The sequence below is a fragment of the Pseudomonas brassicacearum subsp. neoaurantiaca genome (genome assembly GCF_013608025.1).
In the GTDB taxonomy this organism is placed as follows: domain Bacteria; phylum Pseudomonadota; class Gammaproteobacteria; order Pseudomonadales; family Pseudomonadaceae; genus Aquipseudomonas.
In genome coordinates, this window is the sequence record NZ_VDLV01000013.1 from 147826 (window position 1) to 167000 (window position 19175).

Consider the following 19175-nt stretch of genomic DNA (forward strand, 5'->3'; position numbering starts at 1 on the left):
CAGCGGGTCTGAGGTTCGCGGCATTCTACTGGAATTGAGGAGCGCTATGGATATCACTGAACTGTTGGCCTTCAGCGCCAAACAGGGGGCGTCGGACCTGCACCTGTCCGCCGGGCTGCCGCCGATGATCCGTGTCGACGGCGATGTGCGACGGATAAACCTGCCGGCACTGGACCATAAACAGGTTCATGAGCTGATCTACGACATCATGAACGATCGGCAACGGGTGGATTACGAGAAATTTCTGGAAACGGATTTCTCCTTCGACGTGCCGGGCGTGGCGCGGTTTCGGGTCAACGCCTTCAACCAGAATCGTGGAGCGGGGGCGGTGTTCCGGACCATCCCGTCGAAAGTCCTGACCATGGAAGACCTGGGCATGGGCGAGGTGTTTCGCAAGATCACCGAGGCCCCACGCGGGCTCGTGCTAGTGACCGGGCCGACCGGGTCAGGCAAGTCCACGACCCTGGCGGCGATGATTGATTACCTGAATAGCCACAAGCACCATCACATCCTCACCATCGAGGATCCTATCGAATTCGTCCATGAACCGCGCAAATGCCTGATCAACCAGCGCGAGGTGCACCGTGACACCCAAGGTTTCTCCACGGCGTTGCGTTCGGCACTGCGGGAAGACCCGGACGTGATCCTGGTGGGGGAAATGCGCGACCTGGAAACCATCCGCCTGGCCCTGACCGCTGCGGAAACCGGGCATTTGGTATTTGGCACATTGCACACGACTTCGGCAGCGAAAACCATTGACCGGGTGGTGGACGTGTTCCCCGGCGACGAGAAGTCCATGGTTCGTTCGATGCTCTCGGAGTCGCTACAAGCGGTGATCTCCCAAACGCTGGTCAAGAAGATCGGCGGCGGACGGGTCGCGGCGCACGAAATCATGCTCGGCACCTCGGCGATCCGCAATCTCATCCGGGAAGATAAGATCGCGCAGATGTATTCGTCGATCCAGACCGGCGGCTCGCTGGGGATGCAGACGCTGGATATGTGCCTGAAGGATCTGGTGAACAAGGGATTGATCAGCCGCGAACATGCGCGGGAGCGGGCGCGTACGCCGGATAACTTTTAGAGATGTGGTGCTTTTGCAGGCCCCATCGCGAGCAAGCTCGCTCCCACAGGACTTTCAGCGAATGGAAATCTAGTGTGGGAGCGAGCTTGCTCGCGATGGGGTCATCAGCTACAGCAAAAATGCTGGCTCAGCGCTGAACCACCCGCATCGCACCCGGCTCTTTCGGCAGCACGCGCTTGGCAACGACGTAGTGGGCGTCCCAGTACGGCTTGTTCAGCGTGTCGATAGTCACCGACTTGCCCCGCCGTGGGGCGTGGATGAAGCGGTCGTTGCCCAGGTAGATCGCTACATGATTGACCCGGCGGCTCTTGAGCTTGAAGAAAATCAGGTCGCCAGGCTTCAAGTCCTTGCGCTCGACTTTCTCGCCATGACCGGCCGCCATCGCATTGGAAGTGCGTGGCAGGTCGAACGTGGCGTCGTTGAAGGCGTACTTCACCAAACCGCTGCAATCGAAACCTTTGCTTGGGCTGCTGCCGCCCCAGCGGTAAGGTGTGCCCAGCACATTGACGGCGCGGCTCAACACGTTGCTGCTCGCTTTGGTCGCCATCGGCGGGACCAGCTTGCTGTTGGTCGTGCTCAGGCGCTGTGTGCCTGGGTTGCTTTTGCTCCCTGGAGCAGAAACATGGGATTTCGGGGTGTAGCCGTTGACGTTGGGAAGACGTTGCTCACGATTGGTGGCGTGGGCGGCCAGTGGCAATAATAGGCAGATGGTCAGCCATGTCTTTAAAAATGGACGCATTAGGCAGGGCTCATAAAGGTTAGCGCGCAACTTTATAACAGCTTTTTTCGCCGTTTCGGGGCCGTTTGTCGATCCGGAACCCAGCCTGAACGCCGCACAATTGCGACAATTGACCCGATTGTCCGACAAGACCCCCGTAATACGGGCGTTTCACAGGTCCGAGTCGCTCAGGACCGCTTGTCGGCGAGACACATAAAAGTCACAAAAAGTCCGAACAAATTTTTCTATCGAGGCAAATGAGGCCATTCATGAACAGCTATCAGCAGGACGCAACCCGTGACACCCATAGCAAAGTGATCGGGTATCTGCTCTGGATTCTCGGCTTTACCGGTGCGCACCGTTTCTATTACGGCAAGCCGGTGACGGGCACGATCTGGTTCTGCACCTTCGGCCTGCTGGGCATCGGTTGGTTGATCGACTTGTTCCTGATCCCGAGCATGGATCGCGAAGCGGATCTGCGTTTCACCCCGGGACCTATCGAATACACCGTGGCGTGGATTCTGCTGACTTTCCTCGGCGTCTTCGGCGTGCATCGCATGTATCAGGGGAAGTGGCTCAGCGGGATCATCTACCTGCTGACCGGAGGGGTGTTTTTCCTGGGGGTGCTGTATGACTTCTGGACGCTGAACGATCAGGTTTCGATTCGCAATGCGCAGAAGCGTGGGGCTTTTCAGTAAGACCGAGTCGCCTGCATCGCGAGCAAGCTCGCTCCCACATTGGATCGGAGGTGTTCACATATCCTGTGTTCACCGAGATTCCCTGTGGGAGCGAGCTTGCTCGCGATAGGAGCGACGCGGTTCTTCAGGCCTGGTGGGTAATCCGCCCATCCATCAGCGTATAGCGCACCACACCCGGCAGGCTATGGCCGAGGAACGGGCAGTTGTCGCCCTTGGAACGCCAGGCTTCGCCGGCCACGGTGGACGCGGCGGGGTCGAACAGCACCAGGTCCGCCGCAGCGCCCACGGCCAGTTTCCCTACAGGCAACTGCAATGCCTGGGCCGGGCCTGTGCTCAAGCGAGCCAGCAAGGTCGGCAGATCCAGCAAACCGTCCTCCACCAGCGTCATGGCCAGTGGCAACAGCAGCTCAACGCTGCTGATGCCCGGTTCGGTGGCGCCGAACGGGGCCAACTTGGCGTCGCGCTCGTGGGGCTGGTGATGGCTGGAGATGGCCGAGATCACCCCGGACTTCACCGCCTCGCGCAAGCCTTCGCGGTCGGCACGGGTGCGCAGCGGCGGCTGGACGTGATAGACGCTGTTGAAATCAATCAGCGCCTCATCGGTCAGGATCAACTGATACAGCGCCACGTCGGCGGTCACCGGCAAGCCACGGGCCTGGGCCTGGGCGATCAACGCCGCGCCACGGGCGCTGGTCAGTTGGCTGAAGTGGGCGCGCACGCCGCTTTGTTCCACCAGCAGCAGGTCCCGGGCCAGGGCCACGGTCTCGGCGGTTTCCGGAATGCCCGGCAGGCCGAGGAAACTGGCGGTCGGGCCTTCATGGGCCAGGCCACCTTCGGCCAAGTCGTGATCCTGGGAGTTGAAGATCACCGTCAGGCCGAAGGTCGCCGCATATTCCAGCGCACGGCACAGGGTACGGGTGTTGCGGAAACTGTTCAGGCCATTGCCGAACGCCACGCAACCGGCGTCACGCAGGGCAATCAGCTCGGCCAATTGCTCGCCGTCGAGGCCTTTGCTCAGTGCACCGATCGGGAAAACCTTGGTGTTGCCGGCTTCGCGGGCGCGGTCGAGGATCAGTTCGGCGACGGCCGAGGTGTCCAGCACCGGTTTGGTCTGCGGTGGGCAGCACAGGCTGGTCACGCCACCGGCAGCGGCGGCGCGGGTTTCGCTGACGATGCTGCCTTTGCGGCTGTAGCCCGGCTCGCGCAGGGCAACGTTGAGGTCCACCAGGCCAGGGGCGGCGACCAGGCCTTGGGCGTCGAGGGTTTCGACTGCCGAGAAGCCTGCCGGCGCCGCGCCAAGGGCGACGATCTTGCAGGCATCGATATGAATGTCAGTCACTTGATCCAGACCGCTGGCTGGATCGATCACGCGTGCGCCGAGAATGCTGAGCTTCACTGGGCGTTCTCCTGGTCGAATTGGCGCTGGGCCGTTTGCCCGCTCATGGCCATGGACAGCACGGCCATGCGGATGGCGATGCCGTAGGTCACTTGGTTGAGGATCACCGAATGCGGCCCGTCGGCCACCGCCGACTCGATTTCCACGCCGCGGTTGATCGGTCCCGGGTGCATGACGATGGCGTCCGGCTTGGCCCCGGCCAGGCGCGCGGTGGTCAGGCCGAACAGGCGGTAGAACTCGCCTTCGCTCGGCAGCAGGCCGCCGGTCATGCGTTCGCGTTGCAGGCGCAGCATGATCACCACGTCCACATCCTTCAGGCCTTCGGTCATGTCGGTGTAGACCTTCACGCCGTACTGCTCGACGCCGATGGGCAGCAAGGTTTTCGGCGCGATCACGCGGATGTCCGGGCAGCCGAGGGTCTTGAGGGCGAGCATGTTCGAGCGCGCCACCCGCGAATGCAGGATATCGCCGACGATGGCCACCGACAGGTTCTCGAAGCTGCCCTTGTGCCGACGGATGGTCAGCATGTCGAGCATGCCCTGGGTCGGGTGGGCGTGACGGCCGTCGCCGCCGTTGATGATTGCCACCTGTGGGCACACATGTTCGGCAATGAAGTGCGCCGCGCCGGAGTCACCGTGGCGCACGACGAACATGTCGGCGGCCATGGCTTCGAGGTTGCGCAGGGTGTCGAGCAGGGTTTCACCCTTGCTCGCCGAGGACGTGGAGACGTTGAGGGTGATCACGTCCGCCGACAGCCGCTGGGCTGCCAGTTCGAAGGTGGTGCGGGTGCGGGTGGAGTTTTCGAAGAACACGTTGCACACGGTCTTGCCGCGCAGCAACGGGACTTTCTTCACCGCCCGGGCGCCGACTTCGAGGAACGAGTCGGCGGTGTCGAGGATTTCTGTCAGCAGCTCGCGGCGCAGGCCGTCGAGGGACAGGAAGTGGCGCAGCTGGCCCTGATCGTTGAGCTGCAGCGGGCGCTTGGTTTCGAGAGGCGTCATCGCGATGGACTCTTACAAGGGCAGTTAAAGGGCAAGGTCTTGCAGTTCGAGTTGCAGCGGCGACGGCCCGGCGAGCTTGACTCGCTCGTGGGCGGCCAATGCCAGTGTCGCGCCGACCACGTTCGGCCGGATCGGCAGCTCGGCGGCGTCCAGGTCGAGCAGGCACACCAGCGTCACGCTGGCCGGGCGACCATAGTCGAACAGTTCGTTCATGGCGGCGCGGATGGTCCGGCCGCTCATCAGCACGTCGTCGATCAGCACCAGGTGCTGGCCTTCGATCTCGAATGGCAGGGCCGAGGGACGCACTTGCGGGTGCAGGCCGTTCTGGCTGAAGTCGTCGCGGTAGAAGGACACGTCCAGCGTGCCCAGCGGCGAGTCGCTGCCCAATTCATCGAGCAAGGCCTGGGCAACCCAGACGCCGCCAGTGCGGATGCCGATGTAGCGCGGTTCGCTGATGCCGCGTTGTTCCAGGTGCGCCGTGAGACGGATCGCCATCTGGCTGATCAGTTCGGCAGGATTGGGCAGGCTCATGCTGGCTCCTTCAGGTTTGCGGGTCGGTGCTCGTGACTCGGCTTATCGCTAAAAGAAAGCGCCTTGGCGGCGCTTTCAAAAATCAGGTTTCGAACAGGGCGGTATTGGCATCGAGCCAGCCTTGCAAGAGCAGGGCGGCGGCGATGGCGTCCACCGGATTGTCGCGGTAACTGCCTTTCTGCCCGCCGCGCACCAGGCGTTCGCCCTTGGCCTCGAAGGTGGTCAGGCGTTCGTCATGGGTATAGAAGGGCAGGTTGAAGCGGCCGTTGAGGCGGCGGGCGAACTTTTCCGCGCGAATGCACATGTCGCTGGGCGTGCCGTCCATGTTCAGCGGCAGGCCGACCACCACGGCGTCGGGTTTCCATTCCTTAATCAGCGCTTCGACCTGGTTCCAGTCCGGAACGCCATTCTGCGCCTTCAAGGTGCACAACTCGCGGGCCTGGCCGGTAATGACCTGGCCGACCGCAACGCCGATCTGTTTGGTGCCGTAATCGAAGCCCAGCAGCAGGCGCAGGGCCATCAGGCGTGTCCTGCCTGGCTGGTGAGCAGGCTGAGATTGACCCCCAACCGACTGGCCGCCGCTTCCAGGCGCAGTTCGCTGCTGGTGTTGAACAGGATGTCGGAGTCGAACGGGCAGGTCAGCCAGGCGTTGTCGGCCAGTTCGGCTTCCAGTTGTCCGGGTTCCCAACCGGCATAGCCGAGGGCGATCAGGCTTTTTTCCGGGCCGACGCCGTCGGCGATGGCAAACAGCACGTCCTGGGAGGTGGACAGCGACACGCCGTCCAGATCGACGGTGGCCTGGAATTTAGGACCCGACGGGTGGAGCACGAAGCCGCGATCGGTCTGCACCGGGCCGCCGATGAAAATCGGTACGTGCTGGCACAGCAGTGGCGGCTCGACCTCGGGGCGCAATTGCTCAAGGATGTCCGCCAGGTTCAGCTCCTGCGGGCGGTTGACCACCAATCCCATGGCCCCATTGGCCGTGTGCTCGACGATGTAGGTCAAGGTGTGGGCAAAGTTCGGATCGGCCATGTGCGGCATGGCGATCAGGAAATGATGCTTGAGGTAGGTGGGGCTGACGTTTTTCATAGGCGCTAGTGTGGCGGCGCGGGGGCGAACTGACAAGCCGGGAAATGCCTGAGACTGTCACCGAACCCCTGTGGGAGCGAGCTTGCTCGCGATGCGGTGTGTCAGTCGCCATCTATGCTGAATGCTCGATGGCTATCGCGAGCAAGCTCGCTCCCACAGGGATATCTATTACGGCTGAAAGATTGGCGGTGGCTCAGTTACTGGAAAGCCGATCACCCCGGGCGAACTTCCAGGTGCGGATGATTTCCAGACGGTCGATGTCCGACAAGTCGCCGGTAAACGGCGCGAACGGCGCGGCCAGACGCACGATCCGCTGGGCGGCCTGGTCCAGCAAGGGTTGGCCGGAGGATTCGAGCACCAGCACCTCGTACAGCGAACCGTCGCGGTTGATCGAGACCATTAGCCGCAGGTTGCCGTAGATCTGTTTGCGCCGGGCTTCTTCGGGGTAATTGAGATTGCCGATGCGCTCGACCTTCTTGCGCCACTCGTCCTTGTACCAGGCACCCTTGTCGCGCATGGTCGAGGCGGCACTGAGGCGGTGAATGCGCGGACGCTTGGCGTACAGTTGCTGTTCCTGGGCCAATTCGGCTTCCAGGCTGGCGATGTCGCTGGAAAGCTGTGAGCTGTCGAAGGTCGGCTCCGGTGCCTTGGGCTTCGGATCGGGCTTGACCTCTTCCTTGACCGGGGCCTTTTTCGGCTTCGGCGCCACGGTGGTCACGGCAGCCTTGGGCGCCGTCTCTTGAACCTCCGGCTTGGCGGCCGGCGGTGGCGTGATCTTCTGGACTTTGTTGTCCTGGAACGGCGCGATCTCGGTGGTCTTGGGGGTCGCTTTCTTTTCCAGGGTGCCGCTGCCTTGCTGGTTTTCCTGGGCGAGGAAGTCGGCCTTCCTGGGCTTGGTCTCGCTCTTGAACGTCGCCAGGGTAATTTCCAGGGTCTGGCTGATCTGCTTGGGTTCGACCGTGGCGAAGCCGACGCCCAGCAGCACGGCCAGGTGGGTCAGCGCCGCCAGGAACAGGGTAAAACCGAGACGATCAGCCGGGCGCACGCCACGATGGGCGAGCTCTAGGGGCAGATCGGACGGGAGTGTCATGACAAAAAAACCAACATCGCGGGTTTCACAGGCCGGGCATGATAACGCAATGTTGGTTTTTAGCTTCAAGCCTCAAGCGGCAAGCGACAAACTGCATCAAACTTGCCGCTTGTGGCTTGCCGCTTGGAGCTGCTTCTCGATGGCATCCATCAGCATCCCGCCAATGTCGGTGCCGAAGGCATTGTCGATCTCGCGGATGCAGGTCGGGCTGGTGACGTTGATTTCCGTCAGGTGCTCGCCGATCACGTCCAGGCCGACGAACAGCAGGCCTTTTTCCCGCAGCGTCGGGCCGACCTGGGCGGCGATCCAGCGGTCCTTGTCGGTCAGCGGACGGGCTTCGCCACGACCACCGGCCGCCAGGTTGCCACGGGTTTCGCCGGCCGCCGGGATGCGCGCGAGGCAATAATCCACGGGTTCGCCGTCGATCATCAGGATGCGTTTGTCGCCGTCAACGATGGCCGGCAGGTAGCCCTGGATCATGATCTGCTGCTTGCCATGCAAGGTCAGGGTTTCCAGGATCACCGACAGGTTCGGGTGGCCGGCGGTGTGGCGGAAGATCGAAGAGCCGCCCATGCCATCCAGCGGCTTGAGGATCACGTCGCCGTGATGATCGGCGAATTCACGCAACACGTCCGGACGACGGCTGACGATGGTCGGCGGCGTGCATTGCGGGAACAGCGTGGCGAACAGCTTTTCATTGCAGTCGCGCAGGCTCTGCGGCTTGTTGACCACCAGCACGCCAGCGCTTTCGGCCTGTTCCAGCAGATAGGTCGAGTACACGAACTCCATGTCGAACGGCGGATCCTTGCGCATCAGGATCACGTCCAGGTCGCTCAGCAGCGCGTCGCTTTCGTCACCCAGTTCGAACCATTTCTCCGGGTTGGCGAAGACTTTCAGCGGTTTCATCCGCGCCCGGGCCTGGCCTTCGGCCTGGTAGAGGTCGCGCTGCTCCATGTAGAACAGTTCCCAGCCGCGCTTCTGAGCGGCCAGCAGCATGGCCAGCGAGCTATCCTTCTTGTAGGAAATGCTGGCGATTGGGTCCATGACAATGCCGACGCGTACGCTCATGGCTTGGTTCCTCATAATTTCGATGGGCACAAATGGCTTGAAAAAGTGGCGTCAGAGTGGCGCCCGGAAGATTGGCGGTCAAGGAAAAACCACCGTGCCGAGCGGCTGATAGATCGGCGATGGAGACTGTGCTAAAAAGGCTGCCATGTGACGTGCGGGCCTTGAACATCAAGGGTTTGCGCTGTCGTTCACACTTACGCGTTAAAAACCGGTTCGCAGTGGCAATGGCAGAGCAATTTACGCAGCAGCAACCCAGCGCCTTGAAGGTCATGGTTATCGACGACTCGAAGACCATCCGCCGCACCGCCGAAACCCTGCTGCGCAACGTCGGTTGCGAGGTGATCACGGCGGTCGACGGCTTCGATGCGCTGGCCAAGATCGTCGACCATCATCCAGGCATTATCTTTGTCGACATCATGATGCCGCGCCTGGACGGTTACCAGACCTGCGCCTTGATCAAGAACAACGGGGCCTTCAAGGCCACGCCAGTGATCATGCTGTCGTCCCGCGATGGCCTGTTCGACAAGGCCAAGGGGCGCATCGTCGGCTCCGATCAGTTTCTGACCAAGCCTTTCAGCAAGGAAGAATTGCTGGGCGCGATACAAGCCCATGTCCCGGGCTTTTCCGCTGTCCAGCCGCACCAGGCACACTCATGACGCTCGGCCTGCGGGCCCGAGGTCTACAGAAAATGGGGAACACCATGGCACGAGTTCTGATCGTCGATGATTCGCCGACTGAAATGTACAAACTGACCGGCATGCTGGAAAAGCACGGGCATCAGGTTCTAAAGGCTGAGAACGGCGCCGATGGCGTGGCACTGGCCCGCCAGGAAAAACCCGACGCGGTATTGATGGACATCGTCATGCCCGGCCTCAACGGGTTCCAGGCCACTCGCCAACTGACCAAGGATCCGGATACCGGGCACATTCCGGTGATCATCATCACCACCAAGGACCAGGAAACCGACAAAGTCTGGGGCACCCGCCAGGGCGCGAAGGATTACCTGACCAAACCGGTGGACGAAGACACCTTGATCGCAACCCTGAACAAAGTACTGGGTTGAACACACGGCCATGAGCCAATCCCTGACCGCTTTCGAGCTGTTGCTGCGGATCGATCGGCGCTGTCGTTCGCTGGGCGCGGACCTGCCGTCCCAACCGGTCCACCGCGACACCTGGAGCGGCATCGGCTTTCGCCTGGGTGAACACTGGTTCGTGGCGCCCATGGGTGAAGTCAGCGAAGTGCTGCACGAGCCGCGTCACACGCCTTTGCCCGGGGTCAAGCCATGGGTTCGCGGAGTGGCTAACCTGCGCGGGCGTTTGCTGCCGTTGATGGATCTGTGCGGTTTCTTCGGCCATGAACTGTCCAGCGTGCGCAAGCAACGGCGGGTGCTGGTGGTGGATCATGAAGAAGTGTTCGCCGGTTTGCTGGTGGATGAAGTGCTCGGTCTGCAGCATTTTGCCCGCGACAGCCTGGAATCGAGCCCGTCGAATGACCTGGATGGCCCGGAGCTGGCGTTCGTCCAGGGCCGGTTTGATGGCGAGCGGCGGTGGCAGGTGTTCAGCCCGTTTGCCCTGGCCCGCTCATCGGGGTTCATGGATGTGGCGGTTTGAGAGCGGGCAACGCGGGCCATTGTGGGAGCGAGCTTGCTCGCGATTGGGCCAGCGCAGCCAACATTGATGCAAGCTGTACCGGCGCTATCGCGAGCAAGCTCGCTCCCACATTGGGGCGGCGGCGAGTTGGGGCCTTGAGCAGCACAGGCGAGAACCGATGATCAAAGCAAAAACAGGCAAGCCACTGGAAGCGTCGCGCAGTCGTTCGCAGATCATCGTGCTGTTCGTCGCGCTGATTGTCTTCATCATGCTGTTGTTCGCCAATTTCGCGTACCTCAACATCCAGTCCACCTATGACAAGCAATACATCGGCCACGCCGGTGAGCTGCGGGTGTTGTCCCAGCGCATTGCCAAGAACGCCACCGAGGCCGCCGCCGGCAAGGCCGCCGCGTTCAAATTGCTGAGCGATGCGCGCAATGATTTTGCCCAGCGCTGGGGTTACCTGAAGCAGGGCGATCCGGTGACTGGCCTGCCGCCTGCGCCCGCCACCCTGCGTCCGCAAATGCGCGCCGTGCAGCTGGATTGGGAGCGCCTGCTCAAGAACACCGATGCGATTCTTTCCAGCGAGCAAACCGTCTTGTCGCTGCATCAGGTCGCGGCGACGCTGGCCGAAACCGTGCCGCAACTGCAAGTCGAATACGAGAAAGTCGTCGAAATCCTCCTGCAACGTGGCGCGCCGGCCCCCCAGGTGGCCATGGCCCAGCGTCAGTCGCTGTTGGCCGAGCGGATTCTCGGCGCGGTGAATACCGTGTTGGCGGGGGACGAGAACGCCAGCCAGGCCGCCGATACGTTCGGTCGTGATGCCGCGCGGTTCGGCCAGGTGCTCAACGGCATGCTGCAAGGCGACCCGACCCTGAAGATTTCCAAGGTGCAGGACCGCGATGCCCGGGCGCGCCTGAGCGAAATCAGTGAGCTGTTCGAGTTCGTCTCGGGCTCGGTGGATGAAATCCTCGAGACCTCCCCGGAACTGTTCAAGGTCCGCGAATCGGCGGGCAACATCTTCAATCTGTCGCAAACTCTGCTCGATGAAGCCTCGCACCTGGCTTCGGCCTTTGAAAACCTCGCGGGAGGGCGCTCCGTCAACACCATTGGCGGTTATGTGCTGGGCCTGCTGGCGCTGATGTCGATCATCCTCATCGGCCTGGTGATGGTCCGCGAAACCAACCGCCAATTGCGCGAAACGGCGGAGAAGAACGAGCGCAACCAGAACGCGATCATGCGCTTGCTGGACGAAATCGAAGACCTGGCCGACGGCGACCTGACTGTCACCGCCTCGGTCACCGAGGATTTCACCGGGACCATCGCCGATTCCATCAATTATTCGGTGGACCAACTGCGCGATCTGGTGGCGACGATCAACCTCACCGCCGGCCAAGTCGCCGCCGCCGTGCAGGAAACCCAGGCCACGGCGATGCACCTGGCCCAGGCGTCCGAACACCAGGCCCAGCAAATTTCCGAAGCTTCGACTTCAATCAATGAAATGGCCCAGTCCATCGACCAGGTATCGGCCAATGCCGCTGAATCGTCGGCGGTGGCCGAGCGTTCCGTGGAAATTGCCAACAAGGGCAACGAGGTGGTGCACAACACCATTCATGGCATGGACAACATTCGCGAGCAGATCCAGGACACCGCCAAGCGCATCAAGCGCCTGGGCGAGTCGTCCCAGGAAATCGGCGACATCGTCAGCCTGATCGACGACATCGCCGACCAGACCAACATCCTGGCGCTCAACGCCGCGATCCAGGCGTCCATGGCCGGCGATGCCGGGCGCGGTTTTGCGGTGGTGGCCGATGAAGTGCAGCGCCTGGCCGAGCGTTCTTCCGCGGCGACGCGGCAGATCGAGACCCTGGTGCGGGCGATCCAGGCCGATACCAACGAGGCGGTGATTTCCATGGAGCAGACCACCACCGAGGTGGTGCGCGGCGCCCGGCTGGCCCAGGACGCCGGCGTCGCCCTGGAAGAAATCGAAGGCGTGTCCAAGACCCTGGCGGCGTTGATCCAGAGTATTTCCAACGCGGCGCAGCAACAGACCACCTCGGCGGGGCAGATTTCCTTGACCATGAACGTGATCCAGCAGATCACCTCGCAAACGTCCTCGGGCTCCACCGCCACTGCAGAGAGCATCGGCAACCTGGCGAAAATGGCCAGCCAACTGCGCCGCTCGGTGTCGGGGTTCACCTTGCCGGCGGTGCCGGCTGGCGATGAGGACAAGCAGTGACTGACCAGCTCTGCATATTGGAAAAGGGCAGGTTGCGAGGAGGCTTTTGTGGCGAGGGAGCTTGCTCCCGCTTGAGCGCGCAGCGCTCATAAAATTCTTGGGGGCGCTGCGCCCGAGGCGTCGGACCGGCCCAGCGGGAGCAAGCTCCCTCGCCACACGAGCTGATTTGCACTTCAGCAAACGACTGTTGATTTGGAGTGGTTATGGGTGATCGGCACGACTATGTGGCCTTGGAATGGGTCAAGGGCGAGATTGCCGAAACGCTGAAGCAGGCCCATCTGGCCCTCAACCGCCTGGTGGACGATCCGCAGGCAGCGGATGCCCTCGGCCAGTGCCTGGCCTGCATCCATCAAGTCCATGGCGGCCTGCAGATGGTCGAGTTCTATGGCGCGGCGCTGCTCGCCGAGGAAATGGAACAACTGTGCATCGCCCTGCAGGACAACCGTATCGTCCACCGCGACGAGGCCATCAGCCTGTTGCGCCAGGCGCTGGGCCAACTGCCGGCTTACCTTGATCGCGTGCACGGTGCCCGCCGCGACCTGCCGTTGGTGGTACTGCCATTGATCAACGACTTGCGCAGCGCCCGCGGCGAAGGCCTGTTGTCCGAGACCCGCCTGTTCAGCCCGGAACTGCCAGACATCGCGCCGCTCGACGATGACGCCTTGAAGCGGCTCGAACCGGCCGACCTGCCGAATACCTTGCGCAAATTGCGCCAGAGCCTGCAGGTCGCGCTGGTGGGATTGCTGCGTGAGCAGGACGACGTCACTCACCTCGGTTATCTGGCCAAGGTCTTCCATCGTCTCGAAGCACTGTGCGCCGGAGCGCCGCTCAATGCGTTGTGGCAAGTCGCCTCGGCGCTGGTCGAAGGCATGCGGGACGGGCGTATCGCCAACAGCCCGGCGCTGCGCAGCCTGTTCAAGGATGCCGACAAGGAACTCAAGCGCTTGCTGGAACAAGGCATATCCGGCATCAATCAGCCGGCCCCGCCACACCTGCTCAAGAGCCTGTTGTTCTATATTGCCAAGGCCGAACATCCCAGCGGGCAGATGCAAATCATGAAAGAACGCTACTCACTGGACGATGCGCTGCCCGACAGCGCCATGGTCGACGAAGAACGCGCGCGCCTAGCCGGGCCCGATCGCGATGCCATGCGCTCGGTCCTTGCCGCATTGTGCGAGGAGTTGGTCCGGGTCAAGGAGCGGCTGGACCTGTTCGTGCGCAGCGATCGCCAGCATGCCTCGGAACTGGACAGCCTGCTGGCGCCCCTGCGGCAAATCGCTGACACGTTGGCGGTGCTGGGGTTTGGCCAGCCGCGCAAAGTCATCATCGATCAGTTGGCCGTGGTGCTGAGCCTCGCCCAGGGCCAGCGCGAGCCTGACGATGCGACGCTGATGGATGTCGCCGGTGCCTTGCTCTATGTCGAGGCGACGCTGGCCGGCATGGTCGGCACCGTCGAACCTGAAAGCCGCGAAGACAATCACCTGCCGACCATCGACCTGACCCAGATCCACCAGATCGTCATCAAGGAAGCCCACACCTGCCTGCAACAGACCAAGGACATGATCGTCGACTACATCGACGCCGACTGGAACAGCGAGCAGCTCATGGACATGCCCGCGCTGCTGACCCAGGTGCGCGGCGCGCTGGCGATGATTCCGTTGAGCCGTGCCGCCAGGCTGGTGGAGGCGTGCAACGATTTTATCCGCGAGCACTTGCTGCTCGAGCATGCCCAGCCGGGGTGGGAGGAACTCGATCACCTGGCCGATGTGATCAGCGGCCTGGAATATTACCTGGAACGCTTGGGCGAAGACCCGCTGAAACCCGCCGAGAGCCTGTTGGACGGGGTCGAGCGCAGCCTGGGCATCCTCGGTTATTTCCCTGACGAAGCCCGCGTCCCGTTGCTCGATGATGTACTGAGCCCCAACGAAGCCCAGGTCATGCAGGATCTGCAGGAGCTGGACGATCCCCAGACCGTGCAGTCATTGGCTGAAGTCCTGGCCAACCCGGTCTCGGCGGTCAACCCGCCGGCGAGGAACATGCCGGGTAGCCTGCTGCCGCCACCGGTGGATGAAAGCCCGGTGGACGATGAACTGCGCGAGGTGTTCCTCGAGGAAACCGACGAAGTATTGGATGTCCTGCATGAATACCTGCCGCGCTGGACGACCGACCCCGACGATCACGGCGCCCTGACAGAGCTGCGGCGGGCTTTCCATACCCTCAAGGGCAGTGGCCGGATGGTCCGGGCGCTGGTGTTGGGGGAATTGGCCTGGGCGGTGGAAAACCTGCTCAATCGCGTGCTGGAACGCAGCGTCGAGCCGGGCGCTTCGGTCCGGCAGCTGGTTGACGAGACGGTGCAATTGCTGCCGGCGCTGGTCGCTGAATTTGCTGCTCATCACCAGCGCCAGCGTGACGATGTCGACCGCCTGGCCGCTCGCGCCCACGCGCTCGCCAAGGGCGGCGATGCCGAAGAGGACGATGAACAGGACGTGGCGGCGCTTGACCCGCTGTTGCTGAAGATATTCGACAACGAAGCCCAAGGGCACCTCGCCGCGCTCAATCGCTTCCTCGACCAGGCCGCCGAACACCTTCCACTGCAGGCCAACGACGAACTGCAACGTGCCTTGCACACGCTCAAGGGCAGCGCCTCCATGGCTGGCGTGCAGCCCATTGCCGAACTCGCCGGGGCGCTGGACGAACTGGCCCGGGAATACAAGGCGCACCTGATCGCCCTGGACCTGGATGAGGTGGAACTACTGCTCGAAGGCGAAGGGTTGTTGCGACGAGGGCTGCGTCAACTGCACAGCGAGCCGCTGGCGCCAATCCCAGGTGCCGCCGACCTTGTCCAGCGGGCCAAGGCATTGATGACCGAGCGCCTGCAAGCGGTCCTCGGCACACCGGACCAAGGCGCGCGGACCAAGCGTGATCCGCAGTTGATCAGCAACTTCCTGGCCCAGGGCATGGACATCCTGCTGGATGCTGAAAGCCTGCTGCAGCGCTGGCAACAACACCCTGGCGAAGGCCAGGAACTCAGCGCGTTGCTCGACGAGTTGACCACCCTGGGCGAAGGCGCGCATCTGGCCGACCTGCACCCGGTGGATGAACTTTGCGAAGCCTTGCTCGACCTTTATGGCGCGGTCGAAGAGAGCAGTTTGGCGGTCAGCGACGCATTCTTCCAGGAAGCGCAACGCGCCCATGAAGCGTTGATCGATATGCTCGACGAACTCGCGGCCGGGCAGGATGTGCGTTCCCAACCCGAGCGGGTGCAGGCTCTTCGCACGCTGCTCCAGGAAAGTCTCGATCCGGCCGCCACGGGGCTGATTCGCAGCGACGGCAGTCGCACCCTGAGCATTCGCGAGCTGGGCCAGGCGACGGCAGAAATGGAACACGGCGCGAGCGTCAATACGTCCGTGGACGATGACATCGCTTCGATCTTCCTCGAAGAAGCGCAGGACATCCTCGAAAGCGCTGCCCAAGCCCTGCAGCGTTGGCTGGCGGACCCCGACAACGGCGCGCCGCTGTCATCGCTGCAGCGGGATTTGCATACTCTCAAGGGCGGCGCGCGCATGGCCGATATCCGCCCGGTGTGCGACCTGGCCCAAGAATTGGAAAATCTGTATGAAGGGCTTGTGGACCGCCGCTACAGCTACAGCGAGGAGCTGGCGCAGCTACTCAACAACAGCCACGAGCGCCTCGACCTGTTGCTTGGGCAGTTGCAGCAAGGACAACCGTTGGGCGACCCCGTCGCGCTGATCGACGCCCTGCACCGGTTCCGCCAGGACAAGCCGAATACCATTGAGTTGCCGCAGCCTCCCCAAGGCGACGGGGCCGGCCATGACCCCGAACTCCTGGAAATCTTCCTCGAAGAAGGCTTCGACATCCTCGACAGTTCCGGCGCGGCGCTGCTGCGCTGGCAGGAGGATCCGTCGAACCGCCAGGCCGTGGAAACCCTGCTGCGCGACCTGCACACCCTCAAGGGCGGCGCGCGAATGGTCGAAATCGCGCCCATCGGCGACCTCGCCCATGAGCTGGAAAACCTTTATGAAGGGTTGTCGACAGGATTGCTGCAACCGAGCCCGGCGCTGTTTACGCTGGTGCAGAGCGGCCATGATCGTCTGGCACAAATGCTCGACGCCGTTCGCGCCGGCCAACCGTGCCCGCCCGGTGACCGGCTGATTGCGCGGATCCAGGCGGTCAACCATCCACAGGCGAGCGAGGTGTCAGAGGACGCTGTCGCGACGCCAATCACCCCATCGCCAACGCTGCCCGCGCGACCTGAGCCCGCTGTGCCGAGCGACGGTGCGGACATGGTCAAGGTGTCCGCCGAACTGCTCGATGACCTGGTGAACCTCGCCGGGGAAACTTCAATTTTCCGAGGGCGCATCGAACAACAGGTCAACGACGCGCGCGTGGCGCTGGGTGAAATGGAAACCACCATCGAGCGCATGCGTGACCAGTTGCGGCGCCTCGATACCGAAACCCAGGGACGGATCCTCAGCCGTCAACAGGTGGACGCCGAGCGCCTGGGCTACGAGGAGTTCGACCCGCTGGAAATGGACCGCCATTCGCAACTGCAACAGTTGTCCCGGGCATTGTTCGAGTCGGCCTCGGATTTGCTCGACCTCAAGGAAACCCTCGACCGCAGCAATCACGACGCGGAAAACCTGCTGCAACAGCAAGGGCGCATCAACACCGAACTGCAAGAAGGCCTGGTGCGTACGCGCATGGTGCCGTTCGAGCGCATGCTGCCGCGCCTCAAGCGCATCGTTCGCCAAGTGGCCCAGGAGCTGGGCAAGGACGTCGAATTCGTGGTCGACAATGCCGAGGGCGAGATGGACCGCAACGTGCTTGAACGCATGGCCGCGCCTTTGGAGCATATGTTGCGCAACGCCGTCGACCATGGCCTGGAGCCGGCTGACGTGCGCATCGCCGCCGGCAAGCCGGCCCGTGGGCGCATCAGCCTCGATTTGTCCCGAGAGGGCGGCGACATCATTTTCGACATCCGTGACGATGGCGCCGGTGTGCCGTTGGACGCGGTGCGACGCAAGGCGATCAAGCGCGGCCTGCTGGCGCACGACAGCGATATCAGTGACCGTGACGTGTTGCAGTTCATCCTCCAGCCAGGCTTTTCCACGGCGGAAAAAATCACTCAGATTTCAGGGCGTGGCGTCGGCATGGACGTGGTCCACGAGGAAGTTCGGCAATTGGGCGGGAGCATGTCCATCGACTCCACGCCAGGGCAGGGTGTGCATTTTCGCATCCGCCTGCCGTTCACCGTAGCGGTCAACCGGGCGCTGATGGTGCAGTGCCACGAAGACCAATACGCGATTCCGTTGAATACCATCGAAAGCATCGTCCGGGTGTTGCCGGCTGAACTGGATGGCTACTACCAGCTCGATCCGCCGACCTACACCTACGCCGGGCAACGCTATGAATTGTGTTACCTGGGCGAGCTGCTGAAAACCGGTGCCCGCCCGAAACTATTGGGCCAGAGCCAACCCTTGCCGGTGTTGCTGGTGCAATGCAATGAGCGGCATGTCGCGGTTCAGGTCGACGCCACCACCGGTACCCGCGAGATTGTGGTCAAGAGCCTTGGCCCGCAGTTTTCGGCGGTGCGCGGCTTGTCCGGGGCGACGATCCTGGGAGACGGTCGGGTGGTGTTGATTCTCGACCTGCTGGCACCGATCCGCGCCTTGCCTCACCAGGTACCGCGTCGCGACGTGCCGACTGAAGGCGAGGACGAACCGCAACGGCCGCTGCTGGTGCTGGTGGTGGACGACTCCGTGACGGTGCGCAAGGTCACCAGCCGGCTGCTGGAGCGCCATGGCATGCACGTTCTCACCGCCAAGGACGGCGTGGATGCCATGGCGCTGTTGGCCGAACACTCACCGGACCTGATGCTGCTCGACATCGAGATGCCGCGCATGGACGGCTTCGAAGTCGCCACGCAAGTGCGCAACGACCCACGCCTGGCGCACCTGCCGATCATCATGATCACCTCCCGCACCGGCCAGAAACACCGCGACCGCGCCATGGCCATCGGCGTCAATGACTACCTGGGCAAGCCGTACCAGGAATCGGTGCTGCTCGACAGCATCGCGTACTGGAGCAAGACCCATGCATGACTTCCACCCTCGTACCAGCCACCTTACCGGGCTGTTGCTGCCATTGGCCGATCGTCATCTGATCTTGCCCAACGTAGCGGTGGCCGAGCTGATCGACTATCAGCGCAGCGCCTTCGATATGGACACGCCACCGTGGTTCCTGGGATGGGTGAGCTGGCGCGAACGACAAATCCCGTTGCTGAGCTTCGAGTCGGCCTGCGGCCAGAAAACCGTCATCGGCGAGCGCGCCCGCATCGTCGTGCTCAACGCCCTGGGCGGGCGCCCGGAACTACGCTTCATCGCCTTGCTGGTCCAAGGTATTCCACGTTCCTGCAAGCTCGACAGCCAGTTGAGCTACGTCGACGTGCCGCTGTGCGGGCTGGAGCAGGCGGCGGTGCAGGTTGGGGAGCACGTGGCGAAGGTGCCGGATCTGCTGGCGATGGAAGAGTTGGTGATTGCTGCGGGGCTGGTCAGTCAGTGAGTCCGGCTATGAGAGCGAGCTTGATCCCGCCTAAATAACCGTAACACGGTCCCAAAAAGGGACTTATGGGTCCCTTTATGGGACCTGTGA

16 protein-coding genes are annotated in these 19175 nt (G+C 62.6%); 8 read left to right on the top strand and 8 right to left on the bottom strand.

The genetic code is table 11. From position 1 onward, the window contains the following. Nucleotides 1–46: 46 nt before the first annotated feature. A complete protein-coding gene (locus FHK92_RS11590; protein WP_030137909.1) occupies nucleotides 47–1081 on the top strand; it encodes a type IV pilus twitching motility protein PilT in 1035 nt (344 codons plus the stop codon). Nucleotides 1082–1208: 127 nt separating this feature from the next. Here FHK92_RS11590 and FHK92_RS11595 read toward each other — a convergent pair whose 3' ends face one another. Next, complete coding sequence (locus tag FHK92_RS11595; RefSeq protein WP_181288187.1) at nucleotides 1209–1820, bottom strand: C40 family peptidase; 612 nt, start codon at nucleotides 1818–1820, stop codon at nucleotides 1209–1211. Nucleotides 1821–2068: 248 nt separating this feature from the next. Here FHK92_RS11595 and FHK92_RS11600 point away from each other — a divergent pair, with 248 nt between their 5' ends. Continuing rightward, nucleotides 2069–2497 carry an NINE protein gene (locus FHK92_RS11600; protein WP_181288188.1) on the top strand — a complete coding sequence of 143 codons (429 nt, stop codon included), beginning with the start codon at nucleotides 2069–2071 and terminating at the stop codon, nucleotides 2495–2497. A 124-nt stretch (nucleotides 2498–2621) separates the two neighbouring features. Here FHK92_RS11600 and FHK92_RS11605 read toward each other — a convergent pair whose 3' ends face one another. From FHK92_RS11605 to gshB, 7 genes are all read right to left on the bottom strand, one after another. Then, on the bottom strand, nucleotides 2622–3893 hold the full coding sequence (locus FHK92_RS11605) for a dihydroorotase (protein WP_181288189.1): 1272 nt from the start codon (nucleotides 3891–3893) through the stop codon (nucleotides 2622–2624). Continuing rightward, nucleotides 3890–4894, bottom strand: coding sequence for an aspartate carbamoyltransferase catalytic subunit (locus tag FHK92_RS11610; protein ID WP_003177495.1), 1005 nt, complete (start codon nucleotides 4892–4894; stop codon nucleotides 3890–3892). Before FHK92_RS11610 ends, FHK92_RS11605 begins: the two co-directional genes overlap by 4 nt. A gap of 24 nt (nucleotides 4895–4918) precedes the next feature. Beyond that, nucleotides 4919–5425 carry a bifunctional pyr operon transcriptional regulator/uracil phosphoribosyltransferase PyrR gene (pyrR, locus tag FHK92_RS11615; RefSeq protein ID WP_181288190.1) on the bottom strand — a complete coding sequence of 169 codons (507 nt, stop codon included), beginning with the start codon at nucleotides 5423–5425 and terminating at the stop codon, nucleotides 4919–4921. A gap of 82 nt (nucleotides 5426–5507) precedes the next feature. Next, a complete protein-coding gene (gene ruvX, locus FHK92_RS11620; RefSeq protein WP_181288191.1) occupies nucleotides 5508–5945 on the bottom strand; it encodes a Holliday junction resolvase RuvX in 438 nt (145 codons plus the stop codon). Next, nucleotides 5945–6514, bottom strand: coding sequence for a YqgE/AlgH family protein (locus tag FHK92_RS11625; protein ID WP_181288192.1), 570 nt, complete (start codon nucleotides 6512–6514; stop codon nucleotides 5945–5947). The genes ruvX and FHK92_RS11625 overlap by 1 nt, the downstream gene beginning before the upstream one ends. A gap of 193 nt (nucleotides 6515–6707) precedes the next feature. Continuing rightward, nucleotides 6708–7604: an energy transducer TonB gene (locus FHK92_RS11630; RefSeq protein ID WP_181288193.1), complete on the bottom strand. Its 897-nt coding sequence runs from the start codon at nucleotides 7602–7604 to the stop codon at nucleotides 6708–6710. A gap of 96 nt (nucleotides 7605–7700) precedes the next feature. Beyond that, the gene (gene gshB, locus FHK92_RS11635; RefSeq protein WP_181288194.1) at nucleotides 7701–8672 is read right to left on the bottom strand and encodes a glutathione synthase; all 972 of its coding nucleotides are present in this window, start codon (nucleotides 8670–8672) and stop codon (nucleotides 7701–7703) included. Between the two features lie 224 nt (nucleotides 8673–8896). Between gshB and FHK92_RS11640 the strand changes: the two genes are divergently transcribed. The 6 genes from FHK92_RS11640 to FHK92_RS11665 all read left to right on the top strand — a co-directional run bounded on the left by FHK92_RS11640 (nucleotide 8897) and on the right by FHK92_RS11665 (nucleotide 19085). Then, entirely contained in the window at nucleotides 8897–9328 is a 432-nt protein-coding gene (locus FHK92_RS11640) for a response regulator (RefSeq protein ID WP_181288195.1), read from the top strand. A gap of 44 nt (nucleotides 9329–9372) precedes the next feature. Further along, nucleotides 9373–9735, top strand: a complete 363-nt coding sequence (gene pilH / locus FHK92_RS11645; protein ID WP_181288196.1) for a twitching motility response regulator PilH — start codon at nucleotides 9373–9375, stop codon at nucleotides 9733–9735. A gap of 10 nt (nucleotides 9736–9745) precedes the next feature. Beyond that, nucleotides 9746–10285, top strand: coding sequence for a chemotaxis protein CheW (locus FHK92_RS11650; protein ID WP_181288197.1), 540 nt, complete (start codon nucleotides 9746–9748; stop codon nucleotides 10283–10285). Nucleotides 10286–10442: 157 nt separating this feature from the next. After that, a complete protein-coding gene (locus FHK92_RS11655) occupies nucleotides 10443–12503 on the top strand; it encodes a methyl-accepting chemotaxis protein (protein ID WP_181288198.1) in 2061 nt (686 codons plus the stop codon). A gap of 203 nt (nucleotides 12504–12706) precedes the next feature. Continuing rightward, nucleotides 12707–18625, top strand: coding sequence for an Hpt domain-containing protein (locus FHK92_RS11660; protein ID WP_181288199.1), 5919 nt, complete (start codon nucleotides 12707–12709; stop codon nucleotides 18623–18625). Beyond that, nucleotides 18618–19085, top strand: a complete 468-nt coding sequence (locus tag FHK92_RS11665; RefSeq protein WP_181288200.1) for a chemotaxis protein CheW — start codon at nucleotides 18618–18620, stop codon at nucleotides 19083–19085. The genes FHK92_RS11660 and FHK92_RS11665 overlap by 8 nt, the downstream gene beginning before the upstream one ends. Nucleotides 19086–19175 lie beyond the last annotated feature (90 nt).

Coding starts and splice junctions, on each gene's coding strand:
- FHK92_RS11590 (WP_030137909.1), top strand. CDS start 47: ATGGATATCACTGAACTGTTGGCCTTCAGCGCCAAACAGGGGGCGTCG.
- FHK92_RS11595 (WP_181288187.1), bottom strand. CDS start 1,820: ATGCGTCCATTTTTAAAGACATGGCTGACCATCTGCCTATTATTGCCA.
- FHK92_RS11600 (WP_181288188.1), top strand. CDS start 2,069: ATGAACAGCTATCAGCAGGACGCAACCCGTGACACCCATAGCAAAGTG.
- FHK92_RS11610 (WP_003177495.1), bottom strand. CDS start 4,894: ATGACGCCTCTCGAAACCAAGCGCCCGCTGCAGCTCAACGATCAGGGC.
- pyrR (WP_181288190.1), bottom strand. CDS start 5,425: ATGAGCCTGCCCAATCCTGCCGAACTGATCAGCCAGATGGCGATCCGT.
- ruvX (WP_181288191.1), bottom strand. CDS start 5,945: ATGGCCCTGCGCCTGCTGCTGGGCTTCGATTACGGCACCAAACAGATC.
- FHK92_RS11625 (WP_181288192.1), bottom strand. CDS start 6,514: ATGAAAAACGTCAGCCCCACCTACCTCAAGCATCATTTCCTGATCGCC.
- FHK92_RS11630 (WP_181288193.1), bottom strand. CDS start 7,604: ATGACACTCCCGTCCGATCTGCCCCTAGAGCTCGCCCATCGTGGCGTG.
- gshB (WP_181288194.1), bottom strand. CDS start 8,672: ATGAGCGTACGCGTCGGCATTGTCATGGACCCAATCGCCAGCATTTCC.
- FHK92_RS11640 (WP_181288195.1), top strand. CDS start 8,897: ATGGCAGAGCAATTTACGCAGCAGCAACCCAGCGCCTTGAAGGTCATG.
- pilH (WP_181288196.1), top strand. CDS start 9,373: ATGGCACGAGTTCTGATCGTCGATGATTCGCCGACTGAAATGTACAAA.
- FHK92_RS11650 (WP_181288197.1), top strand. CDS start 9,746: ATGAGCCAATCCCTGACCGCTTTCGAGCTGTTGCTGCGGATCGATCGG.
- FHK92_RS11655 (WP_181288198.1), top strand. CDS start 10,443: ATGATCAAAGCAAAAACAGGCAAGCCACTGGAAGCGTCGCGCAGTCGT.
- FHK92_RS11660 (WP_181288199.1), top strand. CDS start 12,707: ATGGGTGATCGGCACGACTATGTGGCCTTGGAATGGGTCAAGGGCGAG.
- FHK92_RS11665 (WP_181288200.1), top strand. CDS start 18,618: ATGCATGACTTCCACCCTCGTACCAGCCACCTTACCGGGCTGTTGCTG.